This window comes from Corallococcus sp. AB049A (genome assembly GCF_003668885.1).
Taxonomy (GTDB): domain Bacteria; phylum Myxococcota; class Myxococcia; order Myxococcales; family Myxococcaceae; genus Corallococcus; species Corallococcus interemptor.
Map to the genome: position 1 here is coordinate 20,654 of NZ_RAWL01000044.1, position 11,505 is coordinate 32,158.

General features: G+C 73.2%; 5 protein-coding genes. 2 read left to right on the forward strand and 3 right to left on the reverse strand.

All coding sequences use genetic code 11. The features are described from left to right. Positions 1-9: 9 nt before the first annotated feature. A complete protein-coding gene (locus D7X55_RS45480; protein WP_199746889.1) occupies positions 10-1,497 on the reverse strand; it encodes a Tox-REase-5 domain-containing protein in 1,488 nt (495 codons plus the stop codon). 365 nt (positions 1,498-1,862) lie between these two features. On the opposite strand from D7X55_RS45480, the gene D7X55_RS07400 reads away from it, so the two are divergent. Continuing rightward, positions 1,863-5,780, forward strand: coding sequence for a serine/threonine-protein kinase PknK (locus tag D7X55_RS07400; protein WP_199746890.1), 3,918 nt, complete (start codon positions 1,863-1,865; stop codon positions 5,778-5,780). A gap of 6 nt (positions 5,781-5,786) precedes the next feature. Here the strand turns inward: D7X55_RS07400 and D7X55_RS07405 are convergent, their stop codons facing one another. Together D7X55_RS07405 and D7X55_RS07410 are read right to left on the reverse strand one after the other, a co-directional pair. Next, complete coding sequence (locus D7X55_RS07405) at positions 5,787-7,592, reverse strand: OPT/YSL family transporter (RefSeq protein ID WP_121722642.1); 1,806 nt, start codon at positions 7,590-7,592, stop codon at positions 5,787-5,789. Then, a complete protein-coding gene (locus D7X55_RS07410) occupies positions 7,589-9,853 on the reverse strand; it encodes a PAS domain S-box protein (RefSeq protein WP_167510890.1) in 2,265 nt (754 codons plus the stop codon). The genes D7X55_RS07405 and D7X55_RS07410 overlap by 4 nt, the downstream gene beginning before the upstream one ends. Positions 9,854-10,112: 259 nt before the next feature. Here D7X55_RS07410 and D7X55_RS07415 point away from each other — a divergent pair. Next, positions 10,113-11,505 (forward strand): serine/threonine-protein kinase (locus tag D7X55_RS07415; RefSeq protein ID WP_147470045.1); only part of this gene is annotated, 1,393 nt, incomplete at its 3' end.

The following is an 11,505-nucleotide window of genomic DNA, read 5'->3' on the forward strand; positions in this document are numbered from 1 at the left end:
GCTTGCTCCTTAGCGTGCTTGAGCGTGCACGATCCGGATCCCTTGAATATCTCTGTTTTTGAAGAGCATCTGGATGGCATTAGCGACCTTCTCCTCGGCGACATGCCATTCGATGCGAACGCCCAATCCTTGAATGGCATCAAGCTGCCGTTTCGCCTGCCTGGCGAGTGCGTCAGCCCCTGTGGGCTTGAACCACGGTTTCGGCGCCAGGTTTTCGAGGAATTTGTTCGCGAAGCCAAGCCCCTTGGCCTCCAGCAGCACTCCGTCCCGGAACCCATCGAACTTCACGCCGTTGACCCAGTAGGCCTCGTCCGCCGAGTGCCCGGAGATCTGCTCCTGGTAGCGCCGGGCCCGGTCGGACATCGACTCCTTCGCGGGTCCCCACTGTCCCGGCTCGTCCGGTGCCGGCGCCGCGTTTGCCTTCTGGAGGATGAGTGCCGCACCAGGCCCTCCACTCAGCGCCGCCGCCGCGCGTCCCACGGGCACCGCGACACGCTCGACGCTGAGCAGCCCCTCCGCGGACACCGCGAGCACGGGCACCGTGGCCTCCACTCCCGCCACCGCTCGCGTCAACGTGCGCGTTGTCGCCGAGGCCGTTCCCCACAGCGTGAGGACGTTCGTGGTCAGCCGCGCCGCTTCGCGGATCTGCTCGCCCTCCGTCATGTACCGGAAGCGCTCCCAGTACTCGGGCGACGACGTGATCAGCGTCGCCACGCCCTCCGGGAGATTTCGCAGGCTCGCGAGGCTGTCCGTCGGATGGGACAGGAGCTGTCCCAGGCCGTGGTACAGCTCCACGAAGGCGTCCTCGGCTCCATCCAGTGAGCGGCCAAGGACGTCCGCGTCGTCGTACACCTCCGCGAGCGGTCTCCAGTCCGCGGCCCGCAGCTGCGCATCGACGTGGCGGAAGACACCACCCTTACCGCTGTAGAAGCGCCCCAGCTCGAAGTTGCCCGCGCGAAAGGCCCCGTCCTTCCACTGCACGGGCGCCACCCGCTGCTGCGTGCGCCCATCGAGCGCCCAGGCCAGGCATCCATCCGGCCGCAGCACCGCCACCTGCTCCCGGACGAAGCGCTCCATCCGGTACAGCAGCTCCTCGCGCGACACCTCCCCGCCCTCCAGCACCTCGCGCAGCAGGAAGCCCACGGCCATGCGGGGCGGATACGTGCCCGGCGTCACCGGCTTCTCCATCAGCCGGTCCAGCACCTCGGCCGCGTCCTCGGGCGTGAAGGGGTTTCGGCGGACCGGCAGCTCGTCCAGGTCCTCCAACCCGGCGCGCAGCACCAACTGCTCGAACGCGTCCGCCTCCACCAGGTTCAGCGCCCCGCCCGCTCCCGCGGACACAGCGTCCCCAGGAAACGGGGCCGGCGAGGCGCTGTGGTAGCGCGCGTACCCGTGCAGCCCCACCGGCAACGAACCGGCACGTCCTCCCGCGCAGCCCACCAGCCCCGCGATGAGCACCAGGCCCAGCCACGCACGCCGAGACTGAATCCCTTTCATGCCTGTTCCTCCTGTTGAACAGGGCTAGCAGGGAGTCCTGACATCCTTGCGCATCGCGGTGCGAAATGACGCAGCCGGTGGCGCGTGCGACCCGCTGACCTGCTGGCCGCCCCGGATGTCCGGTGTCGCGCGGTTCTCGCGGTGTGGCGCCCGGAAGCCCTCCGGGCATGGGAGGACTTCTGACGAATGCTTCACGCGCCCAACGAATGGGCCCTTGTGGTGGTTCGGAAATCACGGCGGCGCTGGCATAGAGTGGCGCCGTGCCGCGCTGCCTCACATGCGGGCGGCGTTGGGAGGGCTCTCACACGCCGTGCCCGCCCGGCGTCCCGCCTCTCATCGCTCCGCCGTCCGATGCCGCCCTCGTCGTGCCCGACGTCCCGGGGTACCGCTGCGAGAAGGTCATCGCGCGCGGCGGCTTCGGCGTGCTGCTGGCCGCGCACGCGCGCTCCGCCGACGGCACCGAGGGCGAACGCATCGCGCTGAAGCTGGCGCGTCCCGGCATCGCGCTCGCGGAGGAGCAGCTCGCGCGCGAGGCGGAGGCCCTGCGCGCCATTGGCCCGCCCACCGTGCCCGCGCTCCACGCCACGGGCACGCTGCCCGGCGGACAGCGCTTCCTCGCCATGGAGTACGTGCCGCTGCCCACGCTGGCGGACTGGCTGGCCCGGGTGTCCGGCCCCATGTCGCCGCAGGAGTTCGGGCCGCGCGCCAGCGTGCTCCTGGAGGCGGTGTCCGTCGTGCACGCGCACGGCCTGGTGCACTGCGACCTCAAGCCCGAGCACGTCTTCCTGGACGACGCGCACAAGCGCGCCCGCGTCTTCGACTTCGGCCTGGTGCAGCGCCCCGCTCCCGGCGCGCTCGCGGATGACGGCACCCCCGACGACACGTCCTCCTTCGCCGGCACCGCCGAGTACATGGCGCCCGAGCAGTGCGCCGGCCACGCCGTCCTCGACGCGCGCACGGACGTGTACGCGCTGGGCGTCATCCTCTACGAGCTCATCACCGGCCGGCCGCCCTTCTTCGGCCCGCTCACGGAGGTGCTGCAGGCGCACCTGTCGCTGCGGCCCCCGCCTCCGTCGGAGTACGCCCCGGTGGCGCCGCCCGTGGAGGAGGTCGTGCTGCGCTGCCTGGCCAAGGAGCCCGCGCGCCGTCCCCGCGACGCCGCCGCCGTGGCCCAGGCGCTGCGCGCGGCGCTGGACCACGCGGGCCAGTCCACCGTGCAGCCCGCGCCCCGGCTCACCCTGCTGCCGGAGGTGCGCCCCGCCCAGACGCGCCGCTCGGTGGCGGTGCTGTTCGTCTCCTCGCGCTCCAGCCCCGTGGCGATGCAGAAGGCCCTGGCCGCCTACGGAGGCCACATGGCCTTCGCGGACGGGGAGCGCTTCGCGGGCGTCTTCGACCCCGACGTGGGAGAGAACCCCGTGCGCCGCGCCCTGCGCGCCGCGGAAGGGTTGGCCGAGCGGGGACTGGCCCCGGCCTCGCTCGTGGACGTGGCCTCCGTCACCGTGCAGCGCCGCCGCGACGGCGCGCCCCGCTACCTGAGCGCCATCTTCGCGCGCGAGGAGCGCTACCCCCACGTCCCGGAGCTGCGCGGACCGCTGCTCTCCATCTCCGCCGCGGAGGCCGTGCCGGAGGTGCCGTGCCTGCCGGTGCCCGGACACTCCGGGCTGATGCGCCCCGCGCCCTCGGGCGCCGCGCCCCGGCCGGACGTCACCGTGCTGCAGCTGGGCGGCGGCATGCTGATGGGCCGCGACGTGGAGCTGGAGCAGCTGCTGGAGAGCGCCCGGTCCGCGGTGTCGGACGGGGCGCCCACCATCGTCACCGTGCGCGGCGACCGGGGCCTGGGCAAGAGCCACCTGTCCTCCACGCTGGGCCTGCGCCTGGGGGCCGCGCTGCCGCAAGCGCGCGTCTACGCGCTGCGCTCGCGCGAGCCCGTGCAGGGTGACCCGGAAGGCACCCTGCGCTCGCTGTTGCGCATGGCGCTGCACGGCGTCGACCGCGAGGAAACCGACACGCAGGAGGTCGGCCGCAACGCCATCCTGGAGCGGCTGGGGCCCCGGCTGGGCATGGAGCTGTGGCCGGGCGTGGCCGCGACGCTCGGGTGGTACGCGCCGGGCGGGCCGGAGCTGCAGAGCTGGGCCGCGGCCCCGGGCGCGCTGCGCTCGCTGGCCATGCGCGCCACGGGTGAGCTCTTGGCGGCGACCGCGCGCGAGCGGCCCCTGTGCCTCATCGTGGACGACGCGCACTTCGCGGAGGAGACGGCGCTGGACGCGCTGGAGTACGCCGCGCTCGCGGAGACGCGCGTGCCCCTGTGGGTCTGCGTGCTGGTGCGTCCGGGCTTCGAGCAGAGCCGCCCGGCCTGGGGCGCCCGCGCCGCGCGCCATCTGGATCTGCCCCTCTCCGGCCTGTCCCCGGGCGACGCGCACGCCCTGTGCCGCGCGCTGCTCAAGCCGGTGGAGAACGTGCCCGCGCAGGCGGTGGAGCGAATCGTCGAGCGCGCGCAGCGCGTGCCCCTGTTCCTGGTGGAGCTGGTGCGCGGCCTCAAGCGCCAGGGGCTGGTGCGGCAGCGCGGCCCGGGCGGCAACTGGTACCTCGTCACGGACGAGCTGGACCGCCTGCCGGAGCTTCGTCTGGTGGAGTGGCTGGCGGACCGCGAACTGGGCGCGCTGCCCCCGGCGCTCGCCGCGCATGCCCGGCTGTGCGCGCTGCTGGGCGCGACCTTCACCGCCACGGCGGCGGACGGCGTGGTGCGCGAGCTGGAGCGCGACGGGGCCGCGGCGCAGTTCCCGCTGGACGTGGGCCACGCGACGCGGCGGCTGTTGGACCTGGGGCTCCTGGTGGAGCACCGGCTGGAGGGGCTGAGCTTCCGCAACGAACTGGTGCGCGAGGCCGTGGTCGCGAGCCTGCCCGCGGAGGAGAAGGCGCGCATCCACCACGCCGCGTACCGCCACTACCTGAGCCCGGCGGGCTCGCAGGAGCGCCAGCGGCTGGCCCGGCTGGCGCTGCACGCGGCGGCGGCGGGCAACCGCGACGAGGCGGCGGCGCTGACCATCGACCTGGCGGAGTCCGCGCGCGGCCGTCACGCGTACCTGGACGCGGAGGCCATGTACACGCGCGCCCTGGAGCTCATCGAACCCGAGGACGAGCTGCGCCGGCTCACCGCGCTTCGCGGCCGGGGCCTGATGCGCTACCGCATTGGCCGGTACGAGGACTCGCTCACGGACTTCGCCATCGCGCGAGACCGGGCGCGCAGCCTGGGGGATTCCCGCGCGCAGGTGGAGCTGCTGCTCGACGAGGCCATGGCCTTCGACTGGGTGAACGACTACGCGCGCAGCGAGTCGCGGGTGCAGGAGGCGCAGCAGCTGGCGGAGGCGGTGCCGTCACCCTACGTGCGCACGCGGCTGCTCCTGGCACTGGGCCGCGCGCAGTTCCGCAAGGGCGAGTGGCTGGACGCGCTCATGACGCTGGAGGCCGCGGCGGAGCGGGCGCGGAAGCTGGGAGACGCGGGCTACGAATCCCTGGTGGTGGCGCTGCTCCTGATGGTCGCCATCCTGCCGAGCATGGGCAACATCGACGGCGCGGAGCGGCTGCTCGACGAGCTCATCAGCATCTGCACGGAGCGCGGCGACCGGCTCCACCTGGGCGCGGCCATCAACAACCGCCGCAACCTGTGGGTGGCCCGGCGCGACCTGACGAACGCGCTGAAGGACCAGGAGCGCTTCATGCAACTGGGGCGCGAGCTGGGCGTGGTGGGCTGGGAGTACTTCGGCGAAATCAACCTGGGCGAGCTGTACTACCAGGCGGGCGACTCGGAGGCGGCGGCGCCGCACATCGCGCGCGCCGTGGCGCTGGAGCGCCGGCATCCGGAGGTGGCGCACCGGCCCTGGGCGCTGCTGCTCCAGGCGCGGGCCACGGCGTGGGCGGGGCGGCACGAACAGGCGCGCGGCCTGCTGGAACAGGTGCGGCAGGCGCTGGCCACGAACCGGCACGGCGCGCACCTGAGCCCGTCGGAAGAGGTGCTCTTCTCCATGGTGGAGCTGTCCGCCCGGGACGCGACGGCGGCGGAGTGGCACGCGCTGCGCGAGCGCTCCGCCCAGGTCTCCGTGGAGCAGGAGCCCCTGGAGGTGCTGGAGATGATGGGGCTCGCGGCCGGGCGCCGGGGCGACTTCGCGGAGGCGATGCTCGCGCTCGGAGAGGCGCTGGCGCGCTCGGCGCACATGCCGAACCTGATGGAGGACCGCATCCGCCACTCGCTGGAGCGGGTGAGGGATCTCACGCCCGCGGCGTAGCGCGCGCTACGCCGGCTTCGACAGCGCCGCCGTCGCCGCGACGAAGAGCCCCATCAGCGACTCGCCCACCAGCGCGCCGGAGCTCAGCGAGGGCACGTGCGCGTCGGTCGTCTTCGGCGCCCACCTGCGGGCGAGCGCCGCCAGGCCCGCGCCCACGCACAACGTCACCGCGAAGTAGGGCGGCGTGATGAAGCCGATGCCCATGGCCACCGGCGACGGCAGCCACCGCGCCGCCCGGCTCTTCGCGGCCAGCGTCGACAGCGCGCCCACCGCGAAGCCCACCAGCGCGGCCTGGCCCGCGTAGGGCGGCAGCCCCGCCAGGCCTCGCACGGACACCTCCGCCACCGCCCGGAACTGCGCCGCCGAGGGCGCCGGCAACACCGCCGTCCCCACGCCATATGCGTTCACCAGCAGCAGGTAGGCCGGCACCGCCACCAGCGCGCCCACCGCCACGCCCACCAGCTGCGCGGCGAGCTGCCGGGAGGCGGACGCGCCCAGCAGGTACCCCGCCTTCAACGACCACAGGCTCACGCCCGTCTGCGCCGCCGCGCCCGCCACCACCGAGCCCGCCGCCACGTTGGGCGCCAGCTCTCCGGGCCGCACCCCGCCGAAGACGACCTGCGTGAGGTTTCCCACCTGGCCCACCGGCGACACGTCCGCCTGTCCCGCGCTCCGGGCGCACACCGCGCACAGCGGCACCAGCAGCGCGAGCGCCAGCAGCATGGACGGCACGCCCAGGCCGAAGAGCACCCCGCCCAGCACCACCGCCAGCACGCACGCCACCGCGGCCACGCCCAGGCTCCACCGGGGCAGCCCGCCCCGGCTCACGCCCACCGAGCGCAGGTCCTTCGCCGCGCCCAGGAAGTCCCGCGCCTGCGCCGCCAGCGACGCCACCGCCCCGCCCACCATCAGGCCCACGCCGGGCCACATCAGCCACGAGGACAGCGGCTCGAAACCCGCGCCCGACACCAGGCCCGTGTCCACGAGCCACGACGCGAGCACACCCCACGCCAGCGCCGCGCCCAGCAGCATGCTCAGCGCCAGCGGCAAGCCCGTCATCATGCCCACCGACAGCAGCATGGGGCTCAGCCCCACGCCCCACATCACGGACTCCAGGGAGACGCCGCCCACGCGGCCCGGCAGCGCCACCATCCCCGGCAGCCACGCGCGCGCATCGCGCATCCAGGTGATGGCCATGGCCACCACGCCGGAGACCACCAGCGTGCGGCCCCTTCCGGCCCGCGTGTCCCGCGCCTCATCCGGAGGCGTGGCCGCGTGCAGCGTGGAGATGAGCTCCGCGGTCGCGATGCCCGTGGGAAACGGCAGGGCCTCCTGCTCCACCAGGCGCCGCCGCAACAGGCTCGCCACCAGCACACCCACCGCGCCCAGCACCAGGCCCCAGGCCGCGATGCCCCAGCCCGGAACGACCGAGCCCAGCAGGGTCAGCGCCGGGATGGCGGCCAGCAGCCCCGCCGACGCGGGCGTCGCGCCCACCGCGGCGGCCGTCGTCTGCGTGAGGTTGTTCTCCAGTGGCGTGTAGGGCACGCCCCGCCTGCGTCCGTAGGGCGCCAGCGCGCTGAACCCCAGCACCGCCGCGGTGATGGAGCCCGAGTCCCACAGGCCCGTCTTCAACCCCATGTAGAGGTTGGTGATGGCCAGGAGCGCGCCAATGAGCAGCCCCATCCCCAGCGACCGGACCGTCCACTCCAGGCCTTCCGGAGCCACGGCCCCCGTCAGCCCCACCGGCACGGGGACCTCCGGCGCCGCGGCCACCTGGGGGGCCGCCGCGGGGTGACCGGAGGAGGCGCTCATCGAGACGCCTCCGCCGAGCGGCCCACCAGCTCGCGCAGCTGCGCCAGGTCCAGCGGCTTGCTCAGCTTGAGGTTCGGCACGTCCCGGAGGAACGACGTCGTGCGCGGCGTGAAGGCCCCACCCGTCATGAACACCATCCGTCCCGCCTGCTCCGGCACCGAGCGCCCCAGCTCGAAGTACAGGTCCATGCCCGTCATCCCCGGCATCATCACGTCGCAGAGGATGAGGTCGAAGCGGCTGCCCTCGTTCACCAGCCGCAGCGCCGCCTGCGCGCTGTTCGCGGTGGACACCTCGTGCTCCGACGCCAGCGAGCGCTGCAGCGCCACCGTCACGTTGGGCTCGTCATCCACCACCAGGATGCGCGCGCGCGCCCCCGCCGGCGCCGTCGCGGACAGCCGCGGGTAGAGGTCCACCTCGTGCGCGGCCGAGCGCAGCACCACGCGGAACGTGCTGCCCTGCCCCGGCGTGCTCTCCGCGTGGATGGAGCCGCCCATGGACTCCACGATGCCGTGGCAGATGGACAGCCCCAGCCCCGTGCCCACGCCCACCGCCTTGGTGGTGAAGAACGGATCGAAGATGCGCCCCAGCACCTCCGGCGTCATGCCCACGCCGGTGTCGCGCACCTCCACCACCACCTTGCCCGCCTCGCCCGGGCGGATGATGGCGCGAATCTCATGCTCGGTGACGGAGGACGGGTCCTCCGGGATGGCCTGCGCCGCGTTGAGCAAGAGATTCAGGAACACCTGGCACAGCCGCGCCTCGCTCGCCTCCACCGCGGGGACGGGTTCGAACTCCGTCACCAGCCGCGCGCGGTGGCGGATGACGTTGTCCGCCATCTTGCACGCCAGCTCCACCGAGCGGCGCACGTCCACCGGCATGGGCCGCGACTCCTGCTCGCCGCGCGCGAAGACCTTCAGGTCGCGCACGATGGTCGCGATGCGCTCCGCGCCCTCCGTCGTCTCGCGCACCAGCTGCTGGATGGAGGCCACCGGCTCCGACGGCGCGCCTTGCGCCTCCAGCTTGTCCAGCCCCTCGCGGATGAGGTGCAGGTTCACCAGCATGTACGCCAGCGGGTTGTTGATTTCGTGCGCCACGCCCGCGCCCAGCGTGCCCACGCTGGCCAGCCGGTCCGCCACCACCAGGCGCGCCTGCAGCTGCCGGCGCTCGCTCAGGTCGCGGTGCACCATGATGTTCGCGATGATGCGCCCTTCGGCGTCGCGCAGCGGCACCACCACGGACTCGCAGACGCACGCCATGCCGTCCGCGCGCTTGAACTCCAGCTCCCCGCTCCAGCGCCCGTGCACCTCCAGCGCGGTGAGGACGGCGCCCGTCAGCCGGTCCGGCTCGCCGGGGTGAAGCACGCTGAAGAGCGTCTGCCCCATGGCCTCCTTGCGGCTGCGGCCGAACATCCGCTCCGCGCTGGTGTTCCAGTCAATCACGCCACCCGCCAGGTCCGTGATGACGACGCCGTCGGAGATGCTCTCGAAGATGAGCGCCTGGCGGTGCAGCTCCTGCTCCGCCTGCTTGCGCGCGGTGATGTCCATCACCGTGCCCGTCACCCGCGCGGGCTGCCCTGACGCATCCAGCAGCACGTCGCCCTTGCACGAAATCCAGCGGAAGCCGCTGCCCGGGGGCTCGATGCGGTACTCCACGTCCACCTGCGAGCGCTGCTGCAGCGCCGTGGCCAGCCCCGCGCGAAGCCGGGGCAGGTCCGCCGGGTGCACCACCTCCTCCAGGTCCATGGCGCGGCCGGACAGCTTGCCCACGGCCAGGCCCAGGAGCCGGTCCACGTGCTCGCTCCACGTCACCTGCCCGCTCTTCGCGTTCCAGTCCCAGATGCCCACGCGCGCGGCGGACAGGGCCTGCCGCAGCTGCTCCTCGCGCTGCTCCAGCACCTCGCGCCGGGAGAAGCGGAACACCGTCACCGTGCCCACCTGGAGCCGGTCGCCCTCCTGCAGCTCCGCGGTGGACACCGGCAGGCCGTTGAGGAACGTGCCGTTGGTGGACTCCAGGTCCGTCACGAGGCACGAGCCGTCCGGCTTGCGCAGGATGCGCGCGTGCTTGCGCGACACCCCGTGGTCGTCGATGCGCACCTCGGCCTCCGAGCCGCGCCCGATGACGTGCTCGCCCGGCTCCAGCCGGTACGCCTTGCCGATGGCGGCTGGCGTCGTGGTGCTGATGAGGATGAGGCACGCCCCGGTCGAGGACGGGGCCGTGACCGACTGGCCCGCGCAGGTCGTGAGCTCGTCCACCAACGTCATCATGTATGCAAGCCCCCTGGCGTACCCCTGCGCTCGGGACGGCCGTGTCCTCGCCGCCTGTCGTGCATGACGCCGTGCTCCGTGTGGCCCGAACGGCTGGCCCGGACCGCCACCATACCCCAACGGCTTCCAATGAACGCCCCCTCCCCTCCGGGACCCGGAGGGTGACTCCTGGTGAACGGGTAGACAGGCGAGCAGGGCAGGCGGCCTGGCACGGGTACACGCGACCCACCCCGTGGATGGTAGGGTGCGGGCATTCATGGCGGCGGACTCCGAGAGCACCTTCCGCATCCAGGCGCGCGCGGCCGCGAACGCCACGGAGAAGGCGCACGACACACCCACCCGTGCCGAGCGGGGACCGGGCACCCTGGCGGGTGAGTACGTCCTCAAGTCCATGCTCGCCGCGGGCGGCCACGGCAGCGTGTACGAGGCGGAGCACCGCATCCTGGGGCGGCACGCCGCGGTGAAGGTGCTGCACTCGCACCTGGCGGATCAGGGCGAGATGCTCCAGCGCTTCGTGCGCGAGGCGCGCGTCGTCAACCAGATCCACCACCCGAACATCGTGGACGTCTACGACTTCGGGCTGATGCCGGACGGCAGCCCCTACTACGTGATGGAGCTGCTCTCCGGGCGCACCCTGAGCCAGGTGGTGCAGGAGCGCGGCCGGCTGTCCGCGTCCCGCGCGCTGGCGTACCTGGAGCCCGTCTGCGGCGCGCTGGAGGCGGCGCACCGCGCGGGCGTCGTGCACCGGGACTTGAAGTCCAGCAACATCCTCGTGGTGGAGGAGGGGGAGAAGCCCCGGCTGAAGCTGCTGGACTTCGGCATCGCGAAGCTCATCCAGCAGGAGCCCGGCCAGCAGGGGCTCACCACCGCGGGCCAGCGCCTGGGCACCGCGCACGCCATGGCGCCGGAGCAGTTCCGCGGCGGCAGCATCGGGCCGCCCACGGACGTGTACGCGCTGGGCGTGCTGCTCTACCAGCTGCTCACCGGCCGCTATCCGTTCCAGTCGGATGATCGCCTGGAGCTGGAGCGCATGCACCTGGAGGCCCCGCCGCCGCGCCCCAGCATGAAGGCCCCGGTGTCCCCCGCCGTGGACGCGGTGGTGCTGCGCTGCCTCAACAAGGACTCCACCCGCCGCTACCCCAGCGTGAACGCCTTCCTCACCGCCCTGCGCGAGGCCACGGAAGAGCCCAACCATGTGGAGGGCCAGACGCGCCTGGTGCTGGCCGTGAACGCGGAGGTGGTGCTCCCCGACGCGGACCTGGACGACGACACCACCTACGCCGCGCTCGCCACCGTCATGGACACGCTGGAGCAGGGCCTGCGCGCCCAGGGCTTCATCCTGGCGCTCCAGACGGGCACCACGCTGCTGGGGGTGCGGCCGCTCGACACCGGCGGTGCGCCCCTGCACGACCTCCAGCCCCTGCGGGATCTGCAGGCGCAGGCCCAGCACCTGGCCGAGTCCGCCCACGCCCGCGTCCACCTCTGCCTCCACCATGGCGAGGCGGAAACCCGCGGCGATTCCAGCGAGGCCGAGGTGGTAGGCGGCCCGGTCACGCATGTGGCAACCTGGAACGTAAGGGAGCCCGGTGGTTTCGCCGTCACCCGCCCCGCATCCCAGTATCTGGACAGTCCGCTTCCTGTCTCTTATA